The 14,000-nt window shown below is 58.9% G+C and carries 19 protein-coding genes; all 19 read right to left on the bottom strand.

The window, feature by feature from the left end:
* Positions 1-60: 60 nt before the first annotated feature.
* The 19 genes from ACRC4F_RS26235 to ACRC4F_RS26145 all read right to left on the bottom strand — a co-directional run bounded on the left by ACRC4F_RS26235 (position 61) and on the right by ACRC4F_RS26145 (position 13,991).
* Positions 61-561: a CinA family protein gene (locus ACRC4F_RS26235; protein WP_438661965.1), complete on the bottom strand. Its 501-nt coding sequence runs from the start codon at positions 559-561 to the stop codon at positions 61-63.
* A gap of 80 nt (positions 562-641) precedes the next feature.
* Positions 642-1,178, bottom strand: a complete 537-nt coding sequence (locus ACRC4F_RS26230; protein WP_438661964.1) for a lysis protein — start codon at positions 1,176-1,178, stop codon at positions 642-644.
* Entirely contained in the window at positions 1,160-1,723 is a 564-nt protein-coding gene (locus ACRC4F_RS26225) for a glycoside hydrolase family 19 protein (RefSeq protein ID WP_438661963.1), read from the bottom strand. The genes ACRC4F_RS26230 and ACRC4F_RS26225 overlap by 19 nt, the downstream gene beginning before the upstream one ends.
* A 128-nt stretch (positions 1,724-1,851) precedes the next feature.
* Entirely contained in the window at positions 1,852-2,334 is a 483-nt protein-coding gene (locus tag ACRC4F_RS26220) for a phage tail assembly chaperone (RefSeq protein ID WP_438661962.1), read from the bottom strand.
* A gap of 6 nt (positions 2,335-2,340) precedes the next feature.
* Positions 2,341-2,967, bottom strand: coding sequence for a gp53-like domain-containing protein (locus ACRC4F_RS26215; protein WP_438661961.1), 627 nt, complete (start codon positions 2,965-2,967; stop codon positions 2,341-2,343).
* 47 nt (positions 2,968-3,014) lie between these two features.
* Positions 3,015-3,227 (bottom strand): hypothetical protein, encoded by a 213-nt coding sequence (locus tag ACRC4F_RS26210; protein WP_438661960.1) that lies wholly within the window; start codon positions 3,225-3,227, stop codon positions 3,015-3,017.
* A gap of 13 nt (positions 3,228-3,240) precedes the next feature.
* Entirely contained in the window at positions 3,241-4,206 is a 966-nt protein-coding gene (locus ACRC4F_RS26205; protein WP_438661959.1) for a hypothetical protein, read from the bottom strand.
* An 11-nt stretch (positions 4,207-4,217) separates the two neighbouring features.
* On the bottom strand, positions 4,218-4,817 hold the full coding sequence (locus ACRC4F_RS26200; RefSeq protein WP_438661958.1) for a YmfQ family protein: 600 nt from the start codon (positions 4,815-4,817) through the stop codon (positions 4,218-4,220).
* A complete protein-coding gene (locus ACRC4F_RS26195) occupies positions 4,808-5,848 on the bottom strand; it encodes a baseplate J/gp47 family protein (protein WP_438661957.1) in 1,041 nt (346 codons plus the stop codon). Before ACRC4F_RS26195 ends, ACRC4F_RS26200 begins: the two co-directional genes overlap by 10 nt.
* Entirely contained in the window at positions 5,838-6,236 is a 399-nt protein-coding gene (locus tag ACRC4F_RS26190; protein ID WP_438661956.1) for a phage GP46 family protein, read from the bottom strand. Before ACRC4F_RS26190 ends, ACRC4F_RS26195 begins: the two co-directional genes overlap by 11 nt.
* A complete protein-coding gene (locus tag ACRC4F_RS26185) occupies positions 6,236-6,745 on the bottom strand; it encodes a phage baseplate assembly protein V (RefSeq protein WP_010462745.1) in 510 nt (169 codons plus the stop codon). Before ACRC4F_RS26185 ends, ACRC4F_RS26190 begins: the two co-directional genes overlap by 1 nt.
* Positions 6,746-6,926: 181 nt before the next feature.
* Positions 6,927-7,970 (bottom strand): phage baseplate assembly protein, encoded by a 1,044-nt coding sequence (locus ACRC4F_RS26180; protein WP_438661955.1) that lies wholly within the window; start codon positions 7,968-7,970, stop codon positions 6,927-6,929.
* Between the two features lie 2 nt (positions 7,971-7,972).
* Positions 7,973-9,208, bottom strand: coding sequence for a DNA circularization protein (locus ACRC4F_RS26175; RefSeq protein ID WP_438661954.1), 1,236 nt, complete (start codon positions 9,206-9,208; stop codon positions 7,973-7,975).
* Positions 9,195-10,880, bottom strand: a complete 1,686-nt coding sequence (locus ACRC4F_RS26170) for a phage tail protein (protein WP_438661953.1) — start codon at positions 10,878-10,880, stop codon at positions 9,195-9,197. The genes ACRC4F_RS26175 and ACRC4F_RS26170 overlap by 14 nt, the downstream gene beginning before the upstream one ends.
* A gap of 130 nt (positions 10,881-11,010) precedes the next feature.
* Positions 11,011-11,307, bottom strand: coding sequence for a phage tail assembly protein (locus ACRC4F_RS26165; RefSeq protein ID WP_054047093.1), 297 nt, complete (start codon positions 11,305-11,307; stop codon positions 11,011-11,013).
* Complete coding sequence (locus ACRC4F_RS26160) at positions 11,304-11,651, bottom strand: phage tail tube protein (RefSeq protein ID WP_109628232.1); 348 nt, start codon at positions 11,649-11,651, stop codon at positions 11,304-11,306. Before ACRC4F_RS26160 ends, ACRC4F_RS26165 begins: the two co-directional genes overlap by 4 nt.
* Before the next feature lie 80 nt (positions 11,652-11,731).
* Positions 11,732-13,228, bottom strand: coding sequence for a phage tail sheath subtilisin-like domain-containing protein (locus ACRC4F_RS26155; protein ID WP_438661952.1), 1,497 nt, complete (start codon positions 13,226-13,228; stop codon positions 11,732-11,734).
* Positions 13,228-13,410, bottom strand: coding sequence for a DUF2635 domain-containing protein (locus tag ACRC4F_RS26150; protein WP_438661951.1), 183 nt, complete (start codon positions 13,408-13,410; stop codon positions 13,228-13,230). Before ACRC4F_RS26150 ends, ACRC4F_RS26155 begins: the two co-directional genes overlap by 1 nt.
* Positions 13,407-13,991, bottom strand: a complete 585-nt coding sequence (locus ACRC4F_RS26145) for a phage tail terminator protein (protein WP_438661950.1) — start codon at positions 13,989-13,991, stop codon at positions 13,407-13,409. Before ACRC4F_RS26145 ends, ACRC4F_RS26150 begins: the two co-directional genes overlap by 4 nt.
* Positions 13,992-14,000: the final 9 nt, after the last annotated feature.

Here is a 14,000-nt window from a genome sequence, read left to right as displayed (position 1 = left end):
GGCCTGACGGCCAACACCTGTATAAGTAGCCAGTATTATTCCACAGCGTTTCAGGATCGCCTACCCCTGATTTGAGATTTCTCCAGCGGCATGACGCAGCAGCCCCTCTAGCGCGGCCTTAACCGTTTGTCGGCGGACCTCATCGCGGTTACCGGCGAAGTGCTGCACCTCGCTGAACACCTGCTCGCCAACGCCCCAGGCCAGCCAGACCGTTCCGACCGGCTTGTTCGGAGAACCGCCATCCGGCCCGGCCACACCGCTGACCGCCACGGCAAAATGCGCCTGGCTTTTTTCCTGCGCGCCGCGAACCATCGCCTCGACCACCTCGCGACTGACCGCGCCCACCGCAGGAAACAATTCGGGGGAAACGTTCAACTGCTCGGTTTTCTGCCGGTTGGAATACGTCACATAACCGGCCTCGAACCACGCTGAACTCCCCGGAATGCGAGTGATCGCCTCCGAGATCCCGCCGCCGGTACAAGACTCGGCCGCAGTGACGTGGGCATTCAGAACCTGCAAGCGCCTGCCAAGTTCAGCGGCCAGTTGAGTGATTTCTTTCACGGTCATCTCCTGAGCGAGCGGAATGAGCACTACCGTACACGAGCGGATTGCGCTTGCAAGGCACAGGATCGCTCAAAATGTTAGCGGGCGACGGCTCTGACATAGTCCTGACAGGCCTGCAAGGCAATCAGTCCGCTGTCGCCGGCATCGGTGATGGCGATAATTCGTTGAGCATGCGCCGGGTCAAGTCGGGCTCGCGAGGCGCCATTATCCAGGCTGCGGGAGCTGGCGGAGGCTGGCACTGAATTGCCCGGGGCAGCGTCGCCGGCATCGAGGAGGACTGACAGGCGCAGATCAGCAGTGGCAAGACGATCGCGCAGGCGACCTTGATCACGTTGGGCATCGCTAAGCGCTCGGTAATGGATGTGTTCACTGGCCGACAGACGCTGCTCCAGCGCCAGGCGCTTGTCGTGCTCGGCCTGTTGCTGCATTGCGGCGGCCAACGTCAGCTGATTGAGTGCTTCGGCGTGTAACCTGGCCTGTTCCGAGAGTTGCCGGCCATAGCGCCAATCCTGAAAGTGCCAGGCCAGCGCCGCCGAACCACCAGCCAACATCGCCAGAAACAAAAAAAGGCCGATTGCCCGGTAAGGCGTCGTCATCAAACCGAAGGCTGGCATAGCACCGCCCTCGCCCGCGCCCACAGTTGCAGTCGATCTTGCAGGCCGTTAAGCCCACCGTTGATGCGACGGGTGATGCTGTTGAACTGATCGCGGTCGGCCAGTTCGTTGAGACCGTTCTGCTGCCAAAACCAGGCGGCTGATTCGGCAGCCCATTGAGGCTTTTCCAGCAGCTCAGGTAAAAACAACAAACGATCATCGCCGAACAGCCCAATACTGCACTGACGGTAATTGTCGCGACCGGTGATCTGGATCAGGCCTCGGCCGCGGTATTTTTGGCCGTCACCGTCGGGTTCCGGGGTGTTGCCCAAACGGGTGGCCAACGTGCCAGTGTCGTACTTGCTCAAATACTGATCGTTGCCGAGTTCACGCACGTAAAGCAGCTGCCCGGACTCATGGCCGACTTGCGCGAGGAAGGCGGCAGTGCGTCTCGGCGTATCGATGCTGTAGTCAGACATGGCGCTGTTGAGGACAGAAATGAAAACGCCCGCCTGGTGGCGGGCGTTGGGCATGATCTTCAGCAGTTGCCCTTCAGTAAGAAGCATAAGAAATCCTCGACTTACTTTTATTTAGCGCAAAAAAGTGAGGGCGGTGATTTGGTCGGCTCCTTGGGTTCAGAAAACTCCAATCCCGGCCAATCCATCTCGCGGGGAAACTGATCAACGCGACCGACTCAAATGCTGGTGGGGGCTTGAGACTGGACAGGCTTCCTGACCCGCTTTTTCCTGACTGGGCCAAGTTGTTCTTCGTCGATCAAAACCGGTCGTTTGGCAATCGCGGGAAAGCCTCTGGATGTCGGCCAGTTTCGCAAATCGAAGCGATAGGCCTGCAATGTTTCATACCTCGACTTCGACAACGTTGTTTCAATCCCGGCCTCTAACTGATCCCGGTGGCGCGCGACGATTGCATCGGTCTCAAGGAGCCGGGCATCACGCCATGTCCGTTCAACGGCTGCCGCGAATTCAGATACTCGATCAGGGCACTCCTCAAGCATCGGTCGGCCATCAACGTCTGCCCCGATCCGGCAGTTTCGTTGCTCTCCTGCCAGCAACTGGTCGCGATGCTCGCTGGAGATTTCAACAGCATCTTGTGGCAATACAGTGTTGATTCGTGAATCAAAGAAACTTCTTGCTGAGCTGCTCCAATAAATTTTCATGATTGTTTACCTCCCCAACGCAATAAAATTGCCGCCTAACGACGGACTGGAGCCTCGGGACACAAACGATCCTTGGGTATAAGGCGAAGCCGCCACATAGCCAATAGAACCAGAACCCGCGGTGTAACCGTTGCAAACAACGACCGACATAAAAGCGCTGTTAAAACTTACCGGCAATGTAGTAATCACATCAGTCGCCAAGCTATTGACAAATCCCCACTGAATGACAAACCCTCCCAACCATGATGGAAATGCCAAATATCCGATAAGCCCATTGTAATTGGTAGACAGAATAAAACCCGACTTAAGTTTCTTCGGCGTTATCGCAGTAGCGTCATCAGTTCCGGTATTGACTTGTGCCTGAGTCGCTAACTTCAAGACACCCGAGATCAACTCCGAAGCAGAGCCTGGGACCTTATCGGTTATCAATTTTGAGATAGCTTGCTTCAACTGACTGTCATCACCCTCCGATGGTGTTAACGCTCCGGCCCTAATGACTGTCAAAATCTCTTCAGTCACCGAATTGCCCCAACTCGCCGGAATCAACGATCCCGGCGTCCCGGTCAGGGGGTTTTCGTCGACAAACTTTCCATTCACCAGGCCTGCGCTGGGAATACTATTCGGATAATCCATTAGTTACTCCATTGACTATTGTGAAACATGCGAGAACAACGCCGATATCAAGAACGCAGAAAAGAAAACGCCCGCTTGAGGGCGGGCGTTGTAGAAGCGCTCGTGGTAGTTCCCGTCTTTAGCTGGAACTGCGTGTACCTGTCATCATCTCTCGACACCACACCCAGGTTCCCCCAGAAGCTTGCATCTTGCACCGATGAAAATTCCGCAACAATGACCTTTCGTTCTTCACTGTCGAATTGAACATTTATCACTTCCATAATGCACTCCTGCTCAGCTGAATGAGTAACTACCGATATACACTTCGAAAACGGGCGCCGCACAATCACTCTGGCAAGTGATATTGATTGTTTGGGGTGCAACGACAGGCATTGAGTAATTGCTACCCAACGACCCACCCGAATCTAGCTTTATAGATGCGATTTGCTGTCCCAGTCCGCTATTAGTGCTCAAAACCATATTGAAGAATGACAAGACGTTAGTACTGTTAAGCAATATCATTTCACCATTGATTTCAAATGCGTTGGGAGGGACAACACCCGCGATTGACAAGGGTGACGCATTGAGTAGAACAGTTCCTCTGAAGGCTTGGAAAAGCGGTATGAAAACTTTCCGCCCCCGCTGCGCACCAACTTTCAACTTCCCTGTCGCATCAGTGCTCCAAACACTGATCAACGCCGAAGCATCATAGCCATTCGGCATTTTGCCGCCGCCATATACACCAGGTGCAATCGTCGACGTACTGTTAACAGCAAGAATATTCTGCTCACCGGTGACGGAGTTATAGATAGCGTACAGCGCAACATAACCATTAACAGGTGCCGTCCCTGCATCCATCCCACCCGCACCGGTTATAGCGAGATTGATAACCTTGCTGAAGTTCTGCAACCGATAGCCCATGCCAGTCAGTGTCGATTTAACGCTCAATTCATCGGCCTTGAAGGTTCCAGTCAATGAGGCAACGGGAATTGAGAAACTCGCATTCAACAGCAATCCGGAAAGGATTCCAGAGCGCTTCGAAGCGTCATCCAGCAGTTTTTTAATAGCTTCTAACAACTGTTTATTATTACCTTCCGTCGCCGGAAGATTTGCAGCACCAATAACCCCCAATATTTCCTCAGTAACCCCATTCCCCCAACTCGCCGGAATCAACGACCCCGGCGTCCCGGCCAACGGGTCTTCATCGACAAACTTTCCATTCACCAACCCGGCGCTGGGCACACTGTTCGGATAATCCATCCCACTACTCCTTAGTCATAATTGATGCGCACCTTGGTGTGCGCCGGTGCACTGCGGTGTATCAGGCATTCCAGCGCCGAGCCTGGATTGACGCCGAAGCGTTCTCCCCAGTAACTCGCACCAAAACGTCGGCCCAGCAGCAATCGCCCGCCAGTGTTCAGTGTCCACATGAACTGCGCCTGCCAGGTGCCGAAATGCGCCGCGCCGAATCGCGCGCGGCCCATACGGGGGGCTTCGTGTTCGGTGATGGTGGCATTCGGGTAGCCTTGGGTACGGGCGATTTCTACGTAGTAACTGACGGCCTGACTGCCGACCGCGAGCAGTCGGCGGCGCACGGCCAATCGACGGTCATCGAACAGGGGCGTGGCGCCCAGGCATGGGTCGGGCAGGTTCATCACTCGCTCCCAGTCCGGCACCAATTCGCTGACGCCCGCGGGGTCCATTTCGTTGAGCAGGTCGGCGGCACGAGCGTCGAGGCGCGCCAGTTCCTGGGCGACGCCTTTGAGGACCTCCTCGAGTTCCGGCACTCGCTCGGGATCCCAGGCCGGGCCGCTGGGCAGTAAACTGCGCAGCTGCGCCTGGTATTGCGCGGCGGTTCTGATCACTGCCATACGCAACCTCCGAAGGTCAGTAACTGGTTGATCGCAGCCGGTACATTGGCCGTCGGACTGGCCAGTACGTGATCGCTTTCACCCGTGGCGCTGCTGATCGCTTCTCGGATGTGGCTGATCAGCAAGGTGTCGCCCAGCCCGGCTTCGCGGTTGTGCAGATCGCGCAGTTGCGCCTCGACAGCGGCGCGGACAGCGCTGGTATCGGGCGTCAGACTCAGTTGATAGGTGACTGGCTTTTGTACCGGTGGCAACACGTGCAACTCGGCGGTAACCGGGCGCAGCGGTTCGATGTAGGCCTGGACTTCAGCCAGTTGCGCGGGGGTTGGCAACGGTTGTGGATCGTCGTCGCGCATGATGAACAGGCCAACGGTGCCAGGCCCCAGATAACTGCCGCGGCACCAGGCACGGGTCACCCCGGGACATTCCAGCGCCCAGGTTTCGTAATCTTGCGCGGAGCCACCATGGGGGATGATGCGGTAGGAACTGATCACTCGGGACCGCAGGGATTCGAGACTTTCCCGAGCGACACCACCAATCAATCCCGGTGCCTGAACAGTAAAGCTGCTGCCGACAATACCCAGAATCGGCTGCACCGGAATCAGCATCAGGCCGGCATCGGCATTACCCAGGCTGCCTGCGTCGAGCGCCGCGATGGTCGTGCTGTTGAGGCCATTGCTGGTGGTGCGTGAAGCGGTGACTTTATACGTGCGACCGTCGCTCGATTGCAGCAACGAGTCGACGTCCAGCACGGCACCGGCGCTGGCGGTAAAACTGACACTGCCCGTCGCCGCTTGCGCTGCTTTACGCGGCTGGTTCAGGCGCAGTGCGGCGATCCGTTCCAGCGTCGACTCATCGGCCTTGTCCGGCAGAATCTGCTCGGCGATCCAGTCAAGATAGCCATACAGACCATAAGCCGCGCCACCGAGGGTTCGGGCCAGCACTTGCGCATCGGACTGGCGCAGCGAATCGCTGGCCAGGTCGCTTTGGGCGCGTTTGATCAGCACCGGCAGCGAAGGAGTTTCAAACGGCATAGATCACCTGCCAACTGTTATCAGGGTTGATGTCCAGGCGCTCGCCGTCGGCCAGGGTCAGGACCGTGTGCAGGTTCAGGCGCTGGGCGTCGAGGCGTTCGCTGATGATGTCGATGGCGCTGCAATGACCGTCATCGAGCAACCATTGCAAGGCTTCACGGGCATAGAACTCGGCGTCCATCTGGGTCTGACGGGTCAACTTGACCCGGCGCAGCAGCCACAGCCGCGAGCCGATCCGGTCGTCCGCCACGGTAGGAAATGTGTCTCCCCACCAGCCGAAACGCTCTTCGTCATCGAGGGCATCGTCATCGGCAGCTCGGCGCCAGGTGAACAGACTGATCAGCACTGAACGGGTCAGCGCGGCGTGGAGGTTCTGGCTGATGAACATCACTGGCCCCCTGCCGGTACACCGGTCTGGCCGTTGCCCGCCTGCACGCCAACGTGCACGTGTTTGATCTGGCTGATGCCGCCGGCAATCTGATCGCCGGTGGAGACGACCTTGCCCGTCTGATTGATCACCGGCGTGTCGATATTTACAGCGGTACTGGCGCGGATATTCAGGGTCGCGGTTTCAATATCGATGACCCGCCCGCGCTTGAAGTGGATCTTGTCGCCCTCGTCGGTGTAGATCGCCACTTCGCCCTGCGCCAGGGCTTTGAGGCGATAGCGACGGTCGGCAACCACCAGCACGATGGCGTGGGAACGGTCACCGCCCAGAAACGTGGCGATGCCTTCGGCGCCAGCCAGCGGATTGCTGGTGAAACCGTAGGGTTCGAAGTGCTCCATGTCGTCGTTCACTTCGCCGGCGGTGAGGCGCATTTGCAGCGATTGAAGCTTGGTAGCCGAGTTGGCGAGCACGACAGTGCCGCGCGCCAGGAGGCGTGTCAGTAGGCTCATTGGGTTTCCTTCGGATAATCGGCCCGAACGCGATCAATGGTGGGAGCGAGCCTGCTCGCGATAGCGGTCTGTCAGTCAATATCAACGGTGAATATCAGTGCGCAATCGCGAGCAGGCTCGCTCCTACATTGGACCGCGATCATTCACAGAATGGAGGCGCACGGGAGATCCGGCACCGAGTTCAGGTTTTCTCCGGCGGCGTAGGGTTGGCGTCGAACGTGTGAGGTGGCGCGACTTGCAGGGTCGTGATCGAGCCCTGCTGCGAAAGCGAATAAGTGACCTTGGAGATCAGCATGTCGCCATCCACTTCCAGCACCGGGTCCTTGACCCGAACCAGTGTGTTATGTCGCCACAGATCGCCATTGGCTTGCCGCCAACCCTGCACTTGATAAGTCGTGGTCAGGGCCTTGCCCATACGGGTTGCACTTTCCCAGTTGGCTCTTTGCAGGGCCAGTTCGGGCGTGAGCTGCATGCCTTCATTGATCACGGTGGTCCGCCGTCGCTTGAAACCCAGGTCGGTGGATACCGCCTCGACCTCGCTGACCGTCGCCCCGCTTTTTTTGTCGTTGCCCTTCTGCTGGCCAATCACCCGATACTCGGAGAACACCTGGCTGTAGTCCATTGGCGCATTGGCCGACAGAATGTTCTTGCCCAACTCCAGCGCTTCACTGGCACGCCCACCGCTGCCCGGCCGTGCGAGCACCACCCGGCCTTGCGCATCGTCGGTGGAAAACACTCGGAACAATGACAGCAACCGGTCGATGGACTGGAAAACCGTCTCGCCGGGCACAAGGGTGTGACTGTCTCGCCGAGCCGTTTCCGGGATTTCACTGACGACGTAACCGCCGTAGGACGAGACCAGGTCTTGCACGATCCGCAGCAGCGATTGCTGGTGCCACTGGTTGGGTCTGTTGGTCGCGGCACAATCCACCAGATCCTGAGTTTTTGAACTGCCTTCAATGCTCAGGCTGATGCGTTGCCCGTCATAGCTGATCGGCGCCTTGAACACATATCCGGTGAGCACCAGATCACTGCCTATGCGCACTTCGCAGGGCGCGCCGGGTTGAATCCGGCGTACCTCGGTCTGACCCGGCCATTGCCAGGTGATGTCGAGTTTGAAGGTGCGGAACTGACGCTCCAGGTCCGCCGTGATTTCTACGCTTTTCCACCCGCCGTATTCCAGATTGTCGACGGTCAGAGTGACGCGGTTATCCTGCTCGTTCATCGCTACTCCCCGGAAATTTTGAGTTCGCGCGGCGGGAGAAAGCCCGGGTGGACAATGCCGTTGCGCTGAGTCACTTCCAGGACCCGCGTGGCGTCAGCCACCTGTCTGTAGATCGCAACCAGCGCCGGCAGGCTGTCCTGAAATGACTTGCTCACCAGCCTGATGCCAGACGATGCAACGGCCTTGAGGTGCGCTTTCAACTTCTGGCGCAGATCGGCGGCGGCCTGATAGTGCGCAGGATTGGCCTTGTCCTCGACCAGTTTGATCGCCTCTTCAATTTCTTTGAGCGCCCTTTGCACATCATCAATCACCGGCACTTCCGGGCGGGTGACCGGCTGCTCCACCTGCAGATCCAGCGGTGACGGAGAAACCTTCACCGGCAACGTCGCAATCGGCAACAAGGCCACCCATTTGGCGGCCTGCACCACCAAGGCGTCCTGCACCAGATTGGTCAGTGCCTGAGCCGCAGCCATGGTGTCTTTGCCGGTGGTCAGCTTCGGCGCATCGGCCTTGCGGATCGCTTCGACCTGCTGGGAGACGTTGGCAATCACGCCACGATATCCCTCACGGGCGAAGTCCTTGAGCTCCTTGATGTCGCCGAGCAAAGCCTTGAACTCCGCCGCTACTTCCTTGGGCAATTCCTTCACGGCTTTGACCAGGTCGCTGATCTGCCGATACTGGTCGATCAACGGTTGCAGCTGTTGCTGGATCACCCCGTAGATGTCCTTGATGCTGTTGCGCAGGTCGGCAATGCCGATCCGCGCCGCCTGGATCAGGCTCATGGCATCTTCGAAGCGCGCCACCGCAGAGCCCAGGAAAGTGTCCGCGGACGCCAGCAACAGTTTCTGTGTACTGACCGCCGCGACCGGAAACGGCACCGGCACATCCGGGTAGAACTTCAGGGCAAACGTCACCAGCCCGCCGTCCTGGCGAGAGTGGGTCATGTCGCATTCGCCGACCTTGACCTGAAGACGTCCAAGCCACGGATGGACCAGTTCGCCACTGCCCTGCTCCAGCGCCTTGAGCAACTTGTCGCGCTGCTCCAGGCAATCGGGGCCGACGATGAACGCCGTCAGATCGTGGACCTTCGCCTGTTGGCCAAGGCCTTCGAAATACGGCAGGTCTCGCTGCGGATACTCGTGCAACTGGCCTTTTTGGCCGACCGGGGATTTCGCCTGGTCAACCCAGAATCCGACACCTCGAAAGGACGCCGGCATCAAACGGTCACGCCAGCTCATTGGAACCTCCAAGGGACAATGTGCGGTAGCCGATGCGCGAAGTGAGCGCCAGCGCCGGCTGATTGGTTTGCGGCTGATCGGTGCGCATGCCGGCCGGCGCATTTTCGAAGCGCACGGTCAGGCCGCCTTCGAGTTGTGTGCGGCTGTTGGCGGCGCTTTGCTGGATCAGGGCGCTGGAATGCTGGGTCAGGGAGCCAGACTGTATCGAAGGTTGCCGCGACTGATTGTCGGGCACCGAAAGGTCGCTGGACGGAGTCTTGGAATCGGCGCCGAAAAACGCCGGTGCCAGCTCCCCCTTGCCTTCAGCGTTGGTTTTATTTTGTGCTTCGGTCAGGCTCTCGATCTTGCCGGTGACCTTGGTGATGAAACCACCGAAACTGCCACCCAGCATTTCCTTGACCGGCGCCATGATGGCTTGAACCTTGTCCACCCATTCGCTGATCCCTTTCGTCAGCGGGTCCCACTGCCGGGTAAATTCGTCCAGGGGTGACCAGCCGAACTGGCTGCTGAAGATGGCAGACAGAATCAGCATCACGTTGCGAATGTTTTCCACAATCCCGGAAAAGAACTCCGGAACCTTGCCCCAGATTTCGGCAATTGCCTCCAGCGGCAAGTAGTCGAACACGCCGCGCAGCACCTCTTTTACTGGCACGACCAGCGCCACCAGCAAGTCCCAGATGGCCACAAACATTCCGGTAATTGGCCCCCAGTTGTTCAGGATCATGCCCTGCGGTGTCCAGGCAAAACACGCCTCAACGAAGGCGAACCCTGAAGCCACCACTTCCTTTATCCGTCCAAAGACGGCGACAAGCACCTCACTGATCGGCGTCCAGTGAGTGATCACCAGCCCAATCGGGCTCCATCTGAAAGCCCTTTCGAATGCCACGAACAGAATTGACACCGTTGCCTTGATGACGTCCCAGATCGCCGCGAATACTGTGGTAATCGGCCCCCAATGACTGATGATTTGCCCAATTGGAGTGAAAGCGAACATCGTCTTGAAGAACTCGACCATGGGCATCACCACCGGCGAAATTTTCTGCCAGAGCCCGGCGAAGAACGTCGATATCGGCTTCCAGTTGGCGATGATCAAACCGGCTGCCAAAGCAATGCCCGTGGCGATCAGCATGACCGGGTTGGTCTTGAGCACCATGTTCATCAGATCGAACACCTGGGTCGCGCCAGTCACAGCGGTCTGCATCGCCGAAAACGCGATGGCGCCCGCCGCCAGTCCCTCGACCAGCTTCGGGTTATCTGCAAGCAGGTTGCCGAATCCGTTCAACAACGGTTGCAGACCTGCCGTGACCGTAGCGACTGCGGGCTGCAAAGCGCTGTTGGCGGCGACCGATACTTGCTCCATCGACCGACTGAACACATTCAGGGTTTGCGTCGCGCTCGCCGGCGCTTTCGGCAATTCAATGCCTTCGGCTGACTCGCTGACCTCAGTCAATTTACCCTTGAACGCGTCAGACGCCTTGATGGCCTCCACGAAAGGCGTGATCACACTACCGCCCTTGAACAGACCGCTGATATCGAGCTTGCCGAGGCCGGCCTGTTCTAGATTTTGTCTGAAGCCCTCGACTTTCGTGCGAAGGCTTTTGAGCTTGGGTGACAGTTCATCGATGCCCGTCAGGAGGACCGACTTCGTTTCTTTCTCATCTTTTTCCGCCATCACTGCACCTGCTGCATCGCATTGATCCGTTGCGCGTGCTCCAGCGATTCGCGGAGCACATCCAGTGGCCTGGCCATCATCTGTTCGGGGTCAACCTTCCAGAACCAGGCCAGGTCATAGGCGACTGCGATCAGGTCGGTGATGGCTCCGACGCCGCACTCATGAAAAAACTCGCGACGGCCCAGCTCAGCGCGTTGAGGTCAGCCAGGTCCAGCTGGTTGACTGACGACGGCGGGATGCCGGCGCAGACCGCGATGTATTTGGCCGCAACGTCCATGTCCAGGCTCACCTCTTCGCTCTTGTCGATCTTGTACGGCAGCGCCTTGATCGCTCGAACTTCCTGCACCGTCGGACGGCGCAGGTTGAGTTCGGTCAAGGGCTCGCCGTGAGCTTCGATCGCAACTTGAAGCTTCACGGCGCCGCTCATTGCCAAGTCCCTTTGATGCCTTCGAATTTCAATTCGATGGTGGCGTCATCGCCCTTGGAGGCTGGCTCTTCAACCAGATAGGCACCGGCCAGCACGTAGACTTTGCCGTTGCTGAATTCGCAGGTGACCGTCATGTCGGAACCGGCCACCAGCTGCTTTAGCGGGAAGTCCGCGGTGTGCAAAGCGGTGACTTTGAACGACGGTGCGATGTCGGTTTCCTTGTAGAAGCCGGGTACGACGGTTTCCCGTTTCACCGCCATCAGTGGCGCTTCGCAGCCGCCGTTGATGGTCAGTTGAGCGCCGTCCACTTTGACGTAGCAGGTGCCCGCAATCAGTTGACCCATGGTGTTTCTCCCTTCAAATAAAAAGCCCACGCGCGGTGGGCTGAATTCACACAGTCATTGCAGTCAGAGAACGGCAACGATCACGCCGCGTCGTCGTACTGCAGACGGAATTGGTTGAGCAGCGCGAACACGCGCAGGCCGTTGATGTAGTCCGGCGGGAACAGCACGTTGACCCGGCTCGGGTCCTGCACGTCGCGCTCGACAATCAGGTGCTGGGCGAACAGCTCGGCGTTTTCGACGTGGCCTTCCAGTTCGAGCTTGGCGTACTGGGCGATCAGCTCTCCGCGAATAGTGCTCGGGGTCACGATCGGCTGGCCGGCGCCGAAACGGGTGCCGTCGGAGGCCAGTTTGTGACGACCGTACTTGCTGGTGATCACGCTTTGCAGGCGACGCACGATGAACGCCGACTGGTGCATGGTTTCGCTGTCCAGGTAGGAGTTGTCGGCCTGGCCGTAGGCATTCTTCTGGTAGGTAGTGATCGAGCGCTGGATGCGCACGTAGCCGCCTTCGTAGTAGGCGGTGGCAATGCCGTAATTGAGCAGCGACTGACGTTCAGTCAGGGTAAAACGTTCGCTCGCCGGGGCCGGGTCGACACCTGGCAGGCTACCGCTTTGAGTCGGACGACTGGCATCGGCGGAGATGAAGACCGACGTGCGTGCAGCCAGTGCAGCAGCCTGAACCCAGAACGGTTGCGGAACGCCCGGTTCCAGCGCCTGAAGGGTCATGTGCTGATCGTTACGCGCCTGGCCAGCGGCAACCAGTGTTCCGATGGTACCGCGCTTGGCGCTGTAGACGTGACCGAACAATTGCTTGGCCCAGGACCAACGACCGGTGCTGTCATCCATGACAGCTTGCCAGGTGTTGAGGGTCGACAGATCCGACCACGGCATGCAGATGAACTCGAACGGCTCATCGCCCAGCGCCGCCACGGCGCCAACCTGATCCGGGACACCGGCGCCGCCGGTCATGGCGGTGATTGCCGAGGTCAGGCCGGCAGGCGTTTCTTCGCCATTGCTCTTGCCCAGGCGATTGAATTGCAGGCTGATGTCGTTGCCGCTGTCGCCGGTCCATTTGGCACTCAGGGTTACGACACCCTCGACCGCAGCGGCGGTGACCGGAAGATCGGTGGCGGCATTGATTTTCAGCGCCAGCGCCGTTGCCGCTTGAGTCGCCGTCGCGCCGTTGACGATGGCCGCTTGAACGCGCACGCCGCCCACATAAAGGTTGAGCACACCGCTTTGGGTGGCAGCGCCAGTCAGGGTCAGCACGCCTTTGGCAATGCTGCCTTCAGTGTTGTGCAGCGGCAGGCACCAGATCTCGCCGACCGGATCGGTCTTGCGAAACGTCTCGTACATCGAGGCCAGCATCGAGCCTTGGCCACCGATGCTTTTGGCCAGCGCCACGCTGGACACCAGCACCAGCTTCCCGACGTCGGCAGGCGCTATGTCGTCGTTGACCTGAGCGACGATCAAACGGCGCATGGCCGACGATGCGCTATTGGCCGCCGAGTTATCCATCTCTGCGTAGAACAGCGGAACACGAATGTCCGCGGGGATGTTGCTGAATCCGATCGCCATTATTTGGCTCCCTGTGGTTTTGCCGCATTCACGGCTTTGGTAGTGATATCGCCATCGGCCAGACGTCGACGCCACCAGGCGTTGTCCGGCACTTCTCGGCCCTCGAGGGGCAACAGATCGCCCGCTTCCGGGTCGGGCACGGCACGGCCTGGGGCCGGCAGCACGGTGATGCGTTTGCTCATGGGGTTACGTCTCCAGAGAAAGTCAGTTCCAGGCGCCCGTCGGGCCCCGGGCGTTTCAGATTGGGGTCCGCCGGGTCGATCGCATCGACCCGCACTGTGACCCCGGTAAAGGACGACAAACCGTCCAGTTCACGTTCGTGCCAGCTCTCCGCAGGCTGACCAGGCAGATTGCGGCCGAGCTGGAACTCGGTAAAAAAACGCAGGCGATACAGCGCACGGCTGCTGTTGATAGAAACCAGTTCGCCGCCGTCGTAGGCGATGGCGTCGTAGTCGCTGCCGGGCTTGAAACCCACCAGCGCGCGCCACAGTTCGGCCCGCAGGTCGTGCATGAGATCCAGCGCTTTTGTAGCGTCCGTGGTGTCGAGCACCAAGGTCACTTCGAAGCGGTCGCGGATCGGTTGCAGGTTCAGGTTTTGCGCCACGCTTTTGTTCGCCAGATCGGCGATCGGAACAACGTAGGCGCAAGGTGTTTGCAGCGGATTGCTGGCTTGCAGCGTGGCGAGGTCGATGCCGGCGGCCACGCGATTGGCGAGGGTTGGGCAGTGATCACGCAGTTGCGAAATCAGTGGAGTGATCTTCATGGATTTTCA

This window comes from Pseudomonas sp. (assembly GCF_051660785.1).
Lineage (GTDB): Bacteria > Pseudomonadota > Gammaproteobacteria > Pseudomonadales > Pseudomonadaceae > Aquipseudomonas.
This window is presented reverse-complemented; position numbering and strand designations above follow the sequence as displayed.